The organism is Bacillus sp. 165, assembly GCF_017742235.1.
Lineage (GTDB): Bacteria > Bacillota > Bacilli > Bacillales > Bacillaceae_G > JAGHKQ01.
Genome location: NZ_JAGHKQ010000005.1, coordinates 163614 through 178369 on the forward strand (window position 1 = coordinate 163614; position 14756 = coordinate 178369).

Genomic DNA, 14756 nt, shown 5'->3' on the forward strand with positions numbered 1-14756 from the left:
TTTCCATTAATATATTTAAAAAGAACCCTTTTCATCTTAACACTCCCCGCTTAAAAGCCCGCAGGAGAACCTGCGGGCTTTCGATAATTATAGAGCAATTTGATTTTTCTCTTTGTAATTCTGAGATATTTCCACATAAAATTGTGCCAAAGAAGCGGTGTAATAAGGTACAACCCAAATAGCCGCAATACCCAAGGTAATAATACAAACTAATCCCCAGCCAATAAAGCTTAGTCCTAGCAAAAATAACTTCCATTTATAGCCGTCCATCCAATCAAATAAATACCCATTAACAAATTAGTAAGAAATGCTTTGCCAAAACGTTGAAATCCAGAAAATGAATCTCCCACTGTAGCAGCCTCATCGCGTACTATATGTAAGTATACTAATGCAAAGCCGAGTGCCATCGGTCCGGAGATAATTAATGAAAATACTACTCCTAATGCTTTCATGGAACTATCTTTATCAAATGGTGCTCTGATAAGTTCAGGGATAATAGAAACAATAATTCCATTTAAAAGAGCAACAATAATAGCAAAGCCCCATCTTCCTTTTAAAGATGCTCTTGCTTGTTTTTTGATTTGTCCGATCAACATCGCAATACTCCTCTCCCCACTTTACTGTAAAATGATTGTTACAAAAATTATAGCATAAAATTTCCAATTTTTTGAATAGAATCTTTTTTCCTAAGCAGTGCAGTACAACCTTTCTAAAAAATTCTATGCTTTCTTATAAAAAAAAGACCCTAAAGAGATTTCCTCCTGTAGGGTCTTTTTTCTTATTTCGTGTTTGCAACATTTAGACGGTTCATGGCACGTTTTAGAGAAAGCTCTGCACGTTTGAAATCCACATGAGCTTGTTTGTCATCCAAACGGCGCTCTGCACGGCGCTTCGCTTCGTTCGCGCGGTGGACATCAATGTGAGTCGCTTCTTCAGCAGCTTGTGCAAGGATTGTCACTTTGTCAGGGCGTACTTCTAAGAAGCCGCCGCTGACCGCAACTTGATCCGTTTTTCCATCATGCTTTAGACGAACAGCGCTGATCGCAAGAGGAGCTACCATAGAAACATGGCCAGGTAAGATACCAAGTTCTCCGCTTTCGGCTCTTGCGCTTACCATCTCTACATCATTTTCATATACCGGTCCGTCAGGAGTTACGATACTGACTTTAATTGTCTTCATAAACAGCCCCTCCTAGACCTTATTACACTAGAGTTTTTGCTTTCTCGATAGCTTCTTCAATACGACCAACTAGACGGAAAGATTCTTCCGGAAGATGGTCATATTTGCCTTCTAAAATTTCCTTGAAGCCTTGTACAGTTTCTTTTACAGGTACGTAAGATCCAGGTTGACCTGTAAATTGCTCTGCTACGTGGAAGTTTTGAGACAAGAAGAACTGAATACGACGAGCGCGGTGTACCACTTGCTTATCTTCTTCAGAAAGCTCATCCATACCTAAGATTGCAATGATATCTTGCAATTCTTTGTAGCGTTGTAATGTTTGCTGTACTTGACGAGCTACTGCATAGTGCTCTTCTCCTACAACTTCTGGAGAAAGACCGCGAGATGTAGATGCCAATGGATCTACCGCAGGGTAAATACCCATCTGAGTTAAACGACGCTCAAGGTTTGTTGTTGCATCCAAGTGAGCGAACGCTGTTGCAGGAGCCGGGTCAGTGTAGTCATCCGCTGGTACATATACTGCCTGAATGGAAGTGATAGAACCTTTGTTAGTGGATGTGATACGCTCTTGCAATTGACCCATTTCAGTAGCAAGTGTAGGCTGGTAACCTACTGCAGACGGCATACGGCCTAAAAGCGCAGATACCTCAGAACCTGCTTGCGTGAAACGGAAGATGTTGTCGATGAACAGAAGTACGTCTTGTCCTTGCTCATCACGGAAATATTCTGCCATTGTTAAACCTGTTAATGCAACACGTTGACGTGCGCCAGGTGGCTCGTTCATTTGTCCGAATACCATCGCAGTTTTCTTGATAACACCGGAATCGCTCATTTCGTGGTAAAGGTCGTTACCCTCACGAGTACGTTCACCTACACCAGCGAATACAGAAAGACCGCCGTGTTCTTGCGCGATGTTATTGATTAATTCCTGAATTAATACCGTTTTACCTACGCCGGCACCACCGAATAGACCAATTTTACCACCCTTGATGTAAGGAGCAAGTAAGTCTACTACTTTGATACCTGTTTCAAGAATTTCTACTTTTGTAGAAAGCTCTTCGAATGAAGGAGCTGCACGGTGAATTGGGTCACGGCGAGCGTCCGCTGCAACTTCACCATCAAGGTCAATCGGATCGCCTAATACGTTAAATACACGTCCTAGAGTAGCATCACCAACAGGAACAGAGATAGGTGCTCCAGTGTCTACTACTTCTAATCCGCGAACAAGCCCGTCTGTAGAAGCCATTGCAACTGTACGAACTGTATCGTCACCAAGGTGAATAGCAACTTCTAAAGTCAGGTTGATTGCTGTTTTATTTTCATTACTAGCTTCTTGTGAAATTTTAAGGGCGTTGTAGATAGCCGGAAGTTGCCCGCCTTCGAATTTAACGTCTACAACCGGACCCATTATTGCTGTAATGTGTCCTTTATTCATCGGTTTCCCTCCTAAATGTTTGGTGCTGCCTTAAGAGACATGCTGTCCCTTAAAGCCCCAATTAATATTAGAGTAACTGTCTACTCCAATGCCGCTGCGCCGCCGACGATTTCCGTAATTTCTTGCGTAATCGCTGCTTGTCGCGTACGGTTATAAGAAAGTGTATATGAATCGATAACATCGAGTGCATTGTCTGTAGCGTTTTTCATTGCTGTCATACGTGCTGCGTGCTCACTTGCTTTACCGTCCAGCAAGGCACCATAAATTAAACTTTCTGCGTATTGCGGCAATAACACTTTCAGAATATCCTCTTCGGAAGGTTCGAATTCATAAAGAGCTGTCGACTTATCAGCTGCTAGATCAGTTAAAGGCAGAACCTTCTTCGCTTCTACTTCTTGCTGAATCTTGCTCACATAGTGATTGTAATAAATATACAACTCGTCAAATGCGCCGTCTGTAAACATTGATACTGCACGAGATGCGATTTCCTTAATGTCTGCAAACGCAGGCTGATCGGAAAGGCCTGTAATCTCATCGATAATGTTAAAGCTGCGGCGTTTTAAATAATCCCGTCCAACACGACCAGCTACAATAACTGCATATTGGCTGGAATCCATATTATGACGTTCTTGAATTTCTTTACTTACTGCACGTAACACGTTACTGTTATATGCACCAGCCAGTCCACGGTCAGATGTAATGATAATATAGCCTGTACGTTTGACAGGACGAGCTGTCAGCATAGGATGGCTCGCACCTTTAATGCCGTTTGCTATATTTGCTACTACCTCTTGAATTTTACCCATGTAAGGAATGAATGCTTTCGCATTTTGCTCCGCACGGTTTAACTTAGAAGCAGATACCATTTCCATCGCCTTTGTAATTTGGCTTGTTTTCTTCGTGGAGATAATCTTTGATTTTATATCACGTAAAGATGCCACAGGTTCTCACCACCTTTTTGTCGGAAGTAGGCATTTGTCATGAGAAGAGAATAGGACGTGCCTACTCTCTCCATCTTTATTTCATTGCAGACAGCCGGACAAGCCGGTTCCGCTTTTCTTATTCAGAAACTACGAAAGTTTTCTTAAATCCGTTAATTGCAGATGCCATTTTCTCATCGTCCGCAAGCTTTGTAGTAGTGCGGATTTCATCAAGTACATCTGCACGGTTTGCATCCATCCATGCAAGCATTTCTTCTTCGAAACGTTGGATGTCTTCAACTGGAATATCGTCTAAGAATCCACGCGTTAGTGCATAAAGAACCATAACTTGCTTTTCTACTTTAAGAGGTTTGTGCAAACCTTGCTTTAATACTTCAACCGTACGAGCACCGCGGTTCAGTTTTGCTTGAGTTGCTTTATCAAGGTCAGAACCGAACTGAGCGAACGCCTCTAGTTCACGGTAAGAAGCTAAGTCAAGACGAAGTGTACCAGATACCTTGCTCATCGCTTTGATCTGTGCAGCTCCCCCTACGCGGGATACGGAAGTACCTGCGTCAATCGCTGGGCGAACACCAGAGAAGAATAAGTCAGATTGCAAGAAGATCTGTCCGTCTGTGATAGAAATTACGTTTGTTGGGATATACGCAGAAACGTCCCCAGCTTGTGTTTCGATGAAAGGTAATGCAGTTAAAGAACCGCCGCCTTTTGCATCGCTTAATTTTGCAGCACGCTCTAGTAAGCGAGAGTGCAAGTAGAATACGTCCCCTGGATAAGCTTCGCGACCTGGAGGACGACGTAGTAATAATGAAAGCTCACGGTATGCTGCCGCTTGCTTAGAAAGATCATCATATACAACAAGAACGTGCTTGCCGTTATACATGAACTCTTCACCCATTGTTACACCCGCATAAGGAGCTAAGTATAACATTGGAGCAGGTTGAGAAGCAGATGCAGTTACAACGATTGTGTAATCTAATGCACCGTGCTTACGTAAAGTTTCTACTACGTTACGTACTGTAGATTCTTTTTGTCCGATTGCAACGTAGATACAGATCATATCTTGATCTTTTTGGTTTAAGATTGTATCAAGCGCAACTGCTGTTTTACCAGTTTGGCGGTCTCCGATGATTAACTCACGTTGTCCGCGGCCGATTGGTACAAGAGCGTCAATTGCTTTGATACCTGTTTGAAGCGGCTCGTGTACAGATTTACGATCCATTACACCTGGAGCTGGGCTTTCAATTGGACGAGTTTTTGTTGTGTTGATTGGGCCTAAGCCGTCAACAGGTTGTCCTAGTGGGTTTACTACACGTCCGACTAGTTCTGGACCTACTGGTACCTGCATGATGCGTCCAGTACGGCGAACCTCGTCACCTTCACGAATACCTGTATAAGGTCCTAAGATGATAATACCAACGTTGTTTTCTTCTAAGTTTTGCGCTAGTCCCATAACTCCGTTAGAGAACTCTACAAGTTCCCCAGCCATTACGTTATCAAGACCATGAGCACGTGCGATACCGTCACCTACTTGGATAACTGTACCAACATCACTAACTTCGATTTCAGACTGATAGTTTTCGATTTGTTGCTTTATCAGTGCGCTAATTTCTTCAGCTCTGATGCTCATGCGTTTCACCCCTATCTATTGTTCAAAAGTTCACGCTGAATTCGCGTTATTTTGCCTTGCAAGCTTCCGTCGTAAATACGGTTGCCGATGCGGACTTTAATGCCGCCAAGTAAATCTTCATCTACGATATTTTTAATGCGGATCGCATCTTTGTTAAGTTTATTGGCAAATACATCTGCAATGCCCGCTTTCTCATCCTCCGTCAATAGACGAACGGAATATACAGTTGCGTCAGCCACATTACGCTCTTCATTTGCTTTTGCAAAGTAAGCATCTGCCATCTCTGCTACGATGTCAAGACGATGACGGTCCGTTAGCATGTACAGTGTATTTAAAACCGGCTGAGAAAGGGAAGCAAATGCTTTGCTTAGCATTTGTTTTTTATTTTCTTTCGTAACGCTTGGAAGTTCTAAAAATGCGTGTAAATCCTTATTTGTAAGGAATACTTCTTTTACTGTGCGCAAGTCTTCCTCAAACGTTTCGAGCATGTGTTTTTCTTTAGCAAGTTGAAAAAGAGCGACTGCATAACGCTTTGCTACGATATCTTTGCTCATCGCGCTTCTCCTACCTCTTTGATGTAATCGCGAATAAGTTTAGCTTGCTCTTCTTCTTTCAATTCTCTTTGGATTACTTTAGAAGCAATTTGGATGGACAGAGAAGCCACTTGTTCTTGTAATGCAGCAATAGCTTGATCTTTTTCGCGTTGAATCTCTTTCAAAGCAGATTCTTTAATGGATTCAGCTTCTGTTTTTGCAGCAGCGATAATGCCTTCTTTTTGATCTTCTGCTTGCTTTTTCGCTCTTTCAATCAATTCTTGCGCTTCTACACGTGATTGCTTCATAGCTTCACGTTGCTCTTCTACTAACTTCTTAGCTTCTAGGTTATTCTTTTCAGCAGCTTCGATTTCACCTGCAATATGCTCTTCACGCTGCTTCATAATGTTCATTAAAGGACCAAATGCATACTTGCGAAGTAACGCTAGTAGAATGATAAAGATTACCAGTTGGTAAACTATAGTTCCCCATGCAATGGAAGCTGAAGCTCCTATTAATAGGTTAGGCACAAGGATTCACTCCCTTCAAGACTCTAGTTTCGAAGATATTTAAAACGGTCTATCATTTTTTTCTCATAAAGCAATGGCGAAGAGGGTCTTCAACGAACGATCTTCGCCATTTATTATTTTGGGAAAAATCCCTTATTGACCTAATACGATGAACGCGATAACTACGCCGATGATTGGAAGCGCCTCTACTAACGCTACCCCGATAAACATGATAGTTTGAAGTGTGCTACGTAGTTCTGGTTGACGAGCAACACCTTCAACTGTACGAGATACGATCAAACCGTTACCAATACCAGCACCAAGTGCCGCTAAACCGATTGCAATTGCAGCTGCGATTAAATTCATTGTAAAACTTCCTCCTTTATGATTGAAAAGATATTTTTTTAATTAAAAAGTATATTAATGGTCATCGCTTACTTTATGAGCCATATATACCATTGTTAACATTGTAAAAATAAATGCTTGAATTGTACCTACGAAAACACTGAATCCTTGCCATAATAACATTGGAAGTACTGCACCGATAGCTCCAAAGATACCGATCGCTGCCAGTTTTCCAAGTTGTGCTAATAGTATCTCACCGGCATAAATGTTACCGAAAAGACGAAGACCTAATGTTAACGTGTTCGCAAATTCCTCGATAACCTTCAGCGGGAACAAGAAACTCATTGGCTGGAAAAAGCCTTTCGCGTATTCTTTTGTACCCTTCATTTTAATTCCATAATAATGGGTGAGGGCAACTACCATCACGGCTAATGTTAATGTGATAGCTGGATCAGATGTAGGAGATTTCCACCACGCTATATGGTGACCGCCCTCTTCATGCACAGAAATCATGAACGGAAGACCGAGCATGTTTGATACAAAAATGTACATGATTAAAGTTGTCCCAAGCGTCAGGAAACGGCCGCCTGTTTTCCAGTCCATTGTACTGTTGATGACGCCTTTCACAAAGTCCAATACCCATTCCATAAAGTTTTGTTTTCCTGTTGGACGGATGGACAAAGTGCGAGTAGCTACCACGGCAATCAAGAATACAATCACAGCAGCAATGGTTGTCATCAATACGCTAGACATGTCAAAGGTCAAGCCTAAAAACTCAACTAACTTACCGTGTTCCACTAGTAATTCACCTCTCTTCCCTGCCTTTAATGTACTGTAAATAAAGAAAATCTATGATCATGACAAGATGCCCTGTCATCAATCCAATTCCTAAAGCCCAAACCTCAATCAAATCTTTATATCGTACAGCCAGAATCACCAGCAAACCAATGGTTGCGAGTCTGGAGTATGTACTGACCGCTTTGGCTCTTGCCTTCACTTTCTTCCCCTCTGTCACTCGATCCAGAAGCTTGTCCGTTCTTCTTGCGACTAAACGTAAGCCAAAAAAGCTTACGATAGTTCCCAGGATTAATCCTAAAAAGACGGCACGATACGTTGTGAACCCCCACCCTAGAACAAAAAGAGCTAATAAATAGTACATATACTTTTTTTGCCGGGTTATCAGTTCATGCATTTCTACCATCAGTTATTTATCTCCTGAGTAAAAGTGTTGGATAAGTCGAATCATTGCATACACGCCCGTACCTAGGCCGAGAAGTAAGCCGATGACAAGGAATAAGGGAAAGGTTCCGAATTGGTGGTCGAGCCATTGACCTCCGAAAATGCCAATCAAAATGGAACCGACTAATTGGGATAGGATGCCGGACATTAAGGCCATCGCCTTCATTGGGTTGCGTTTGTTCCCCTGCAAGCGTTCATCCCTCCAATATAATAAAATCGAGGTAACTATTTGAAAAACAATTTGGTGATAGGGTAATCTTGACTCAAGTTTCCTGAGAAGATGTACAGATAATAAAGTTTGCTAATTTTTCACAAAATATATGAAATTTCGCCATTGAAAGCCCTCTCATCTGTCCCCCTTCGTAGCATACAATAGTGTGTTAAAAAGGTCAATGTGAAAGTCGAAAAAAATCTAAAAATTTAACCCTAAAGCGGAAATGTGTCGAATTTGTGACATAATACAGAATTCAAGCTAAAATGTGATGGTTGCTTCTATCGTATCTTCACGATTTCCTTTTTTCGCGAAAATCACTGCCTTATAAGTTCCCTTTTTGATTTTCTCTAGGGATATGGCTTTTTTAAGAATCCCTTTCGGTACATTCTTTCTGTATTCGACAAAATCGACAAAATGAAAAGTGTCCGGATCGTACAAAACAATCCCCATTTCCTCTGCCCCACCCGGCAAATACAGCTCGTATCGATAGGTTTCAGGCGTATCTCCTTTCTTAAGCTGAAACCCCATTAATCTTGGATAATTCGGCTCTTCTGTGAACAGTAGATACGGCAACCGAATCAATTCTTTATTATCCCGTATTACCAAGTTTCCTTCCTGGATTCCTTTTGTTTGAGCAGATGGCGTAATATCCGCTGTAATCTCAACTTTTCGTTTCTCACCGGGTTGTAAAACCAATGTATGCGGCACCTTCCATTGTATGCCTGTCCGGGCCGGCGGAATTTCAAAGCTGAAACGATTTGGTACATTCAATTCATTTTGTAAGGTAATCGTGACTTTCCGTTGGAGACGCTGCTCCGTCTGTTTAAACATCCCAAACGATACCGACGAAGGATACACAAGTGCACTCGGATACAAAGCCCGTTCCAGCTGAATTCGCCCCGCTCCTTGCTCATAAAGATGATAAGGGCGTCCATTGTCCTTATACAGCACTTTTGCATTGTTCATAAGAGCAGCCTTTATCTGCTCCGGCGACCAATCGGGATGGGCTTGTTTCAACAATGCCGCTGCTCCTGCCACATGGGGGGCTGCCATGCTTGTGCCTTGCAGCGATAAATATCCTCCGGGGACCGTGCTCGTAATACCGATCCCGGGCGCTACTACATCTGGTTTCATTTCCCACGTCGCTGTTACTGGCCCACGGGAGCTGAATGGGGCTACCTTGTCCTGCTCTTTCAAAAAAAAGACTTTTACATATTTCTCTTTTGATTGCTTCAGCCATTCACCATTCCTTTGAGATAAAGATGCAACAGGAATACTGACTCCCTCTACTTTCCCCATAAAACTTCCGGATACATTATTATAAATAAGAACCGCTGCGGCTCCTGCATCTTGGGCATTTTTTACTTTTTCTGTGAAAGGGATTTGGCCCCGTTCCACCAGAACGATTTTATTTTTTACATCCTTTATGTCTTGTTTTAAGCCCAATCCACAAAACATAAATTCCATCGTTCTTGTCAACTGCCAATCCGGGGATCCTTCCATAAAAGTAAGAAGAAAACCTTTATTGCCGGCATGCAAATAAGGAGTTTGCATAGGAGGGGAAGAAGCACCTACGGAAATTGCTTGAGAAGATGCCCCGGGAGATCCCACTGTCCAAATCTGAGGTCCGGAATTACCAGATGCGGTTACTGCAACAATTCCTTTTTCTACCGCCTTATCCAATGCAACGCTTGTGGGCCAATCAGGACCATTCACATCATTTCCTAAAGACAAATTCAATATATCGACCTTATCTTCTATTGCCTTTTCAATCGCTGCAATAACTGTCTCTGTTGTTCCCAAGCCTCCGGGCCCAAGCGCACGGTATGCCCTTATTTTTGCTTCTGGAGCTACTCCCTTCACCTTACCATTTGCCGCAATTATACCAGCGACATGTGATCCATGGTTTGTTTTATACTTCCCTCTTGTTTCCATAGGATTCGTATCTTGTTCAACTGTGTCATATCCGCCTGTATAGTTTCTTTTTAAATCTGGATGAGTATAATCAATTCCAGTATCAATGACTCCTACTGTAATCCCTTTTCCTGTTAGTCTGTTTCCTTTCGGATCCAACTTCCCTCGAATATCAGTAGCTCCTATAAACGGGACGCTCTCCTCTACATCCGTTTTGTATACTGCAGCAGGTGTGACACGAATAATCCCCTTTATCTTTTCCAATCGTCGCAGCTCGCTTCTCTTTCCTTTTATACTAAGTCCGCATAATGCAGTTTTATATACTTGCCGAATAGTCGCGCTTGGAAGCTGTGTTCGAATTACGTCCTGTACACGGGCCAATTCTTCCTCTTTTACTTCCGCAATCACAATTTCCCATTCGTTTTCGTACCCATGTGGTGCAGATGGACGATCAGGATAGGTCATTGCATGGGCCTGAGCAGAAAAGAGGAAGACAGACAAGAAAGTAAGTATAGAAATCATGCATATACTCCTTTTTCTACTATCTTTTTCCTCCCTGCTTATTTTATGTAAAAATCTTTCATGTATTTATTAAATAAAAAGCGGTTCTTTCAAATGCAAAAACCCCTCTTTCAAAGAGAGGGGGATTCTTTATTTTGTTCCAAACAAGCGGTCTCCCGCATCACCTAAACCTGGCACAATATAGCCATGATCATTTAGCTTTTCATCTAATGCTGCTACATAAATATCAACATCCGGATGTGCGTCTTGTACCACTTTTACCCCTTCTGGAGCTGCACAAATGCACATTAGCTTTATATTTTTAGCGCCGCGTTTTTTCAAGGAATTGATTGCTTCTGCAGCTGAACCGCCTGTTGCCAGCATCGGATCAAGAACAATAAAGTCACGCTCTTCTACATCTTTAGGAAGCTTTACATAATACTCTATCGGCTGAAGTGTTTCCGGATCGCGGTATAAACCAACATGGCCTACCTTTGCAGCTGGAATCAATTTCAGAATGCCGTCTACCATACCTAATCCTGCACGTAAAATAGGAATTAAACCTAATTTCTTTCCTGCAATTACCTTTGTTTTCGCTTTGCTTACTGGAGTTTCAATTTCAATTTCCTCCAATGGCAAATCACGTGTAATTTCAAATGCCATTAAGCTCGCTACTTCGTCCACAAGCTCCCGAAACTCCTTCGTCCCTGTGTTTTTATCACGAATATATGTAAGCTTATGTTGGATTAACGGGTGATCAAATACGTAAACCTTTCCCATATCTATCTCTCCTTCGAATACATTTTCGAGTGCAATGAAATGTTTCCTTCTTTACACTATTACCGATTGTAAACGAAAACCTACATAAGATTCAAGGGTTGCACCCCTATTTGGACGCAACCCTTCAAAAACACTATCTTATTTACATATTTTTATATAAAATAAATTTCCCAGTTAATGCTTCTACACGCTTGCTTGCCTCTTCTAATGCTTCTTGACTCTCATGATTTTTTAACGTATACGCCATAATAGATGCAATTTCATCCATCTCTTCTAGGCCAAAGCCTCTGGATGTTACCGCTGCCGTTCCAATACGAATACCACTTGTTACGAACGGACTTGCTGGATCAAATGGAATCGTATTTTTATTTACTGTAATTCCCACTTCATCTAATACATGCTCTGCTACTTTCCCAGTTAGATTTAAGCTGCGCACATCAACTAAAATCAAATGATTGTCCGTGCCGTCAGATACAAGTGTTAAACCTTCCTTTTGCAGACTTTCTGCTAAACGCTTGGAATTGCTCACAATATTTTGAGCGTATTCTTTAAAGCTATCTTGCAACGCTTCTCCGAATGCTACTGCTTTGGCAGCGATTACGTGCATTAATGGACCGCCTTGAATACCTGGAAAAATAGATTTATCAATTTGTTTTGCATATTTCTCTTTGCATAAGATCATGCCGCCACGCGGACCACGTAATGTTTTATGTGTTGTTGTCGTTACAAAATCTGCGTAAGGCACAGGATTCGGATGCAAGCCAGCTGCAACCAGACCAGCGATATGCGCCATGTCGACCATTAAATATGCGCCTACTTCATCTGCAATTTCACGGAATTTTTTAAAGTCGATTTCGCGAGGATACGCACTTGCGCCTGCTACGATCAGCTTCGGCTTATGTGTTTTAGCTTTTTCCAACACATCTTCATAATTGATCCGATGTGTATCAGCGTCTACCCCATATTCTACGAAGTTATATTGAACACCACTGAAGTTTACTGGACTTCCATGTGTTAAATGACCACCATGAGATAAGTTCATCCCTAATACCGTATCGCCTTGCTCAAGAATTGTAAAATAAACCGCCATGTTTGCTTGTGCACCGGAATGCGGCTGTACGTTAGCATGCTCTGCTCCAAAAATTTGCTTTGCACGGTCTCTTGCGATATCCTCAACCACATCCACATGCTCACAGCCGCCGTAATAACGCTTGCCTGGGTAACCCTCTGCGTATTTGTTCGTTAATACAGAGCCTTGTGCTTCCATAACTGCTTCACTTACAAAGTTCTCAGAAGCAATTAATTCGATTTTAGAGCGTTGTCTCCCTAATTCTGCCTGTATAGATTCAAATACCTTTGCGTCTTGCTGCTTTAAATGTTCCATGAGAATCCTCCTTTTTCCTGAACAAACCAAACAAACACTTTAGGTTGCCCGTATCCATACTTAAAAACACGAATATTTAAATCATAATCAACTTTAACATTCATATTTATTTCAATTTTATTTTAGCATGATTCTCCGCTATTGAGAAAGAAAAAAACTGCGGATTCTTTGGAAATGTACGAAAAACATGAAGAGAATGCAAAAGCATTTCGAATAGCTGTACTCGTCTTACGAGAAGTCCATATGTATCATCTGTATGCCCCATTGTTCTAATCTCATAATATTCGCTCCGACTATGGTGACCTGTTCGTGCTGGTTTCCTACTTTTGCACGGATTCCACTCTTTTTGCTCCGACTCCTCGTTTTTTTGTCCCAGCTCCCTATGTTCCCATCTACATTCAATCCGAATATCCTGCATAAAAAAACCACCTCATATAAGCAATGAGATGGTTTGTACCAATACCTTGTTCTTTAGCCGCAAGTATAGGTTTCTTCTTTTATAGAGTAAACGGCACGCGCTCCGCCGATTAGTTTTGGTCTTGTCTTAGCCATCGTCACATGGGCGTATCCAACCTGCTTAACTGTGCTGCGCAAAGGAACAGCTACATGCTTCAAATGCATACCGATGAATGTATCACCGATGTCGATTCCGCCATCCGCTTTAATGAATTCAACCACTACCGGATCTTTCATATTATAATAAGCATAAGTAGCCAAAGCTCCGCCTGCCGAACGAACCGGCGTAACAGATACAATTTCTAAATTATGTTTAATAGCTGTCTCCCGCTCTACTACCAATGCGCGATTCAAATGCTCACAACATTGGAATGCGAGTTGAATTTGATGGGTTGCTGCATACTCCTTTAAAGCGTTATAAATCGCTTCGGCTACTTCCATCGTTCCGGACGTTCCAATTTTTTCACCGATTACTTCACTTGTACTGCATCCTGTAACAAAAACAGCACCTTCATCAAGGGAGGCTTGCTGTTGAAAGTCGGACAGCAACGTTCGTAATTGCTTTTTTATTTGGTCTAATTCATCAACCATTTGGCGATTCTTCCTTTCGTGGATTCATTCAACACATTATATCATGCTTGTTTTTCTCGTAAAAGTAAGAAACGTACAAAAATTTTTCTACAGATTCAACGAAATTTCTACTTATTCTCGTACGATTTAATTTTACCCACGCGGTTTTCATGTCGACCGCCTTCAAATTCTGTTGTAAGCCATATTTTAGCGATATCTCTTGCTAAACCTGGCCCAATAACACGTTCCCCCATTGCCAGCATATTTGTGTCATTATGCTCACGAGTTGCTTTTGCACTAAATGTATCATGTACTAACGCACAGCGAATTCCTTTTACCTTATTGGCTGCAATAGACATTCCAATGCCTGTCCCGCAAATGAGAATTCCTTTGTCCGCTTCTCCGCTTGTAATCATTTCTGCTGCTGGAAACGCAAAATCCGGATAATCAACCGATCCAGCATCACACTCGCAGCCCAAGTCAATATACTCTATTCCCATTTCTTCTAATAAATTTGTAATCTCTTTACGAATATTCATACCGCCGTGGTCTGATGCTACTACTACCTTCATGATGGTACCTCCTTAAAATTTATCCTTTGTCATTATACACCATCATTTTCCTTTTGGATCATCTGATGAATTAAACGCTCCAATTCATGCAATGTTTCTTGATACACTTGAAGCGATCCTCCAAACGGGTCAGAAATATCTTTAAAATCCGTCTCTACAAATTCATATAAAGTATGGACCTTTTCTTGCATATCTGGGAAATGATACAAAATAGCCGCTTTATGATTGGCAGTCATGGTTAACACAGCATCAGCCCAAGAAATCAGTTCTTCTGTCACCTGTTGAGATTGATGATTGATGCTGATTCCCCTCTCCTCCAGCGCACGTATAGCGTGAGAAGATGCGTTACTCCCAGCGGAAGCGAACACTCCTGCAGATTGTACTTCAAAAGCTTCTTTACCGTAATGGCGAAGTGCCGCCTCTGCCATCGGGCTGCGGCATGTATTTCCTGTACATACAAATAAAATGCGTTTCACCGCTTCTCCCTCCTTAGTTTATGTCTTTATAACCTTCGCACACATATTATCTTTTTCCTTTTTCTACTGTTATCTTGCCA

The 14756-nt window shown here is 41.8% G+C and carries 19 protein-coding genes; all 19 read right to left on the minus strand.

Annotation, left to right across the window (positions count from 1 at the left end; translation table 11 throughout):
- Positions 1-87: 87 nt before the first annotated feature.
- The 19 genes from J7Q84_RS18745 to J7Q84_RS10260 all read right to left on the minus strand — a co-directional run bounded on the left by J7Q84_RS18745 (position 88) and on the right by J7Q84_RS10260 (position 14676).
- Positions 88-270, minus strand: a complete 183-nt coding sequence (locus J7Q84_RS18745) for a DUF975 family protein (RefSeq protein ID WP_209094422.1) — start codon at positions 268-270, stop codon at positions 88-90.
- On the minus strand, positions 237-596 hold the full coding sequence (locus J7Q84_RS10175) for a DUF975 family protein (RefSeq protein WP_209094423.1): 360 nt from the start codon (positions 594-596) through the stop codon (positions 237-239). Before J7Q84_RS10175 ends, J7Q84_RS18745 begins: the two co-directional genes overlap by 34 nt.
- A gap of 182 nt (positions 597-778) precedes the next feature.
- Complete coding sequence (locus J7Q84_RS10180) at positions 779-1180, minus strand: F0F1 ATP synthase subunit epsilon (RefSeq protein WP_209094424.1); 402 nt, start codon at positions 1178-1180, stop codon at positions 779-781.
- Positions 1181-1202: 22 nt separating this feature from the next.
- Entirely contained in the window at positions 1203-2615 is a 1413-nt protein-coding gene (gene atpD, locus J7Q84_RS10185) for a F0F1 ATP synthase subunit beta (protein ID WP_209094425.1), read from the minus strand.
- A gap of 80 nt (positions 2616-2695) precedes the next feature.
- On the minus strand, positions 2696-3556 hold the full coding sequence (gene atpG, locus J7Q84_RS10190; RefSeq protein WP_209094426.1) for an ATP synthase F1 subunit gamma: 861 nt from the start codon (positions 3554-3556) through the stop codon (positions 2696-2698).
- A gap of 118 nt (positions 3557-3674) precedes the next feature.
- Entirely contained in the window at positions 3675-5183 is a 1509-nt protein-coding gene (gene atpA, locus J7Q84_RS10195) for a F0F1 ATP synthase subunit alpha (RefSeq protein WP_209094427.1), read from the minus strand.
- Between the two features lie 11 nt (positions 5184-5194).
- Positions 5195-5737, minus strand: a complete 543-nt coding sequence (locus J7Q84_RS10200) for a F0F1 ATP synthase subunit delta (protein WP_209094428.1) — start codon at positions 5735-5737, stop codon at positions 5195-5197.
- On the minus strand, positions 5734-6246 hold the full coding sequence (atpF, locus tag J7Q84_RS10205; RefSeq protein WP_209094429.1) for a F0F1 ATP synthase subunit B: 513 nt from the start codon (positions 6244-6246) through the stop codon (positions 5734-5736). The genes J7Q84_RS10200 and atpF overlap by 4 nt, the downstream gene beginning before the upstream one ends.
- A 132-nt stretch (positions 6247-6378) precedes the next feature.
- On the minus strand, positions 6379-6591 hold the full coding sequence (atpE, locus tag J7Q84_RS10210; RefSeq protein ID WP_209094430.1) for a F0F1 ATP synthase subunit C: 213 nt from the start codon (positions 6589-6591) through the stop codon (positions 6379-6381).
- 54 nt (positions 6592-6645) lie between these two features.
- Positions 6646-7368: a F0F1 ATP synthase subunit A gene (atpB, locus tag J7Q84_RS10215; RefSeq protein ID WP_209094431.1), complete on the minus strand. Its 723-nt coding sequence runs from the start codon at positions 7366-7368 to the stop codon at positions 6646-6648.
- Positions 7369-7375: 7 nt separating this feature from the next.
- Positions 7376-7771, minus strand: coding sequence for an ATP synthase subunit I (locus J7Q84_RS10220; protein ID WP_209094432.1), 396 nt, complete (start codon positions 7769-7771; stop codon positions 7376-7378).
- Between the two features lie 3 nt (positions 7772-7774).
- A complete protein-coding gene (locus J7Q84_RS10225) occupies positions 7775-7999 on the minus strand; it encodes an AtpZ/AtpI family protein (RefSeq protein WP_209094433.1) in 225 nt (74 codons plus the stop codon).
- A gap of 282 nt (positions 8000-8281) precedes the next feature.
- Positions 8282-10459, minus strand: a complete 2178-nt coding sequence (locus tag J7Q84_RS10230) for a S8 family serine peptidase (RefSeq protein WP_280635583.1) — start codon at positions 10457-10459, stop codon at positions 8282-8284.
- A 129-nt stretch (positions 10460-10588) separates the two neighbouring features.
- A complete protein-coding gene (gene upp / locus J7Q84_RS10235) occupies positions 10589-11218 on the minus strand; it encodes a uracil phosphoribosyltransferase (protein ID WP_209094434.1) in 630 nt (209 codons plus the stop codon).
- Positions 11219-11360: 142 nt separating this feature from the next.
- The gene (gene glyA, locus J7Q84_RS10240) at positions 11361-12602 is read right to left on the minus strand and encodes a serine hydroxymethyltransferase (RefSeq protein WP_209094435.1); all 1242 of its coding nucleotides are present in this window, start codon (positions 12600-12602) and stop codon (positions 11361-11363) included.
- Positions 12603-12708: 106 nt separating this feature from the next.
- Positions 12709-13020 (minus strand): hypothetical protein, encoded by a 312-nt coding sequence (locus tag J7Q84_RS10245; protein ID WP_209094436.1) that lies wholly within the window; start codon positions 13018-13020, stop codon positions 12709-12711.
- A gap of 53 nt (positions 13021-13073) precedes the next feature.
- The gene (locus J7Q84_RS10250; RefSeq protein WP_209094437.1) at positions 13074-13649 is read right to left on the minus strand and encodes a TIGR01440 family protein; all 576 of its coding nucleotides are present in this window, start codon (positions 13647-13649) and stop codon (positions 13074-13076) included.
- 107 nt (positions 13650-13756) lie between these two features.
- Positions 13757-14200, minus strand: a complete 444-nt coding sequence (rpiB, locus tag J7Q84_RS10255) for a ribose 5-phosphate isomerase B (protein ID WP_209094438.1) — start codon at positions 14198-14200, stop codon at positions 13757-13759.
- 32 nt (positions 14201-14232) lie between these two features.
- On the minus strand, positions 14233-14676 hold the full coding sequence (locus J7Q84_RS10260; RefSeq protein WP_209094439.1) for a low molecular weight protein arginine phosphatase: 444 nt from the start codon (positions 14674-14676) through the stop codon (positions 14233-14235).
- Between the last annotated feature and the right edge of the window lie 80 nt (positions 14677-14756).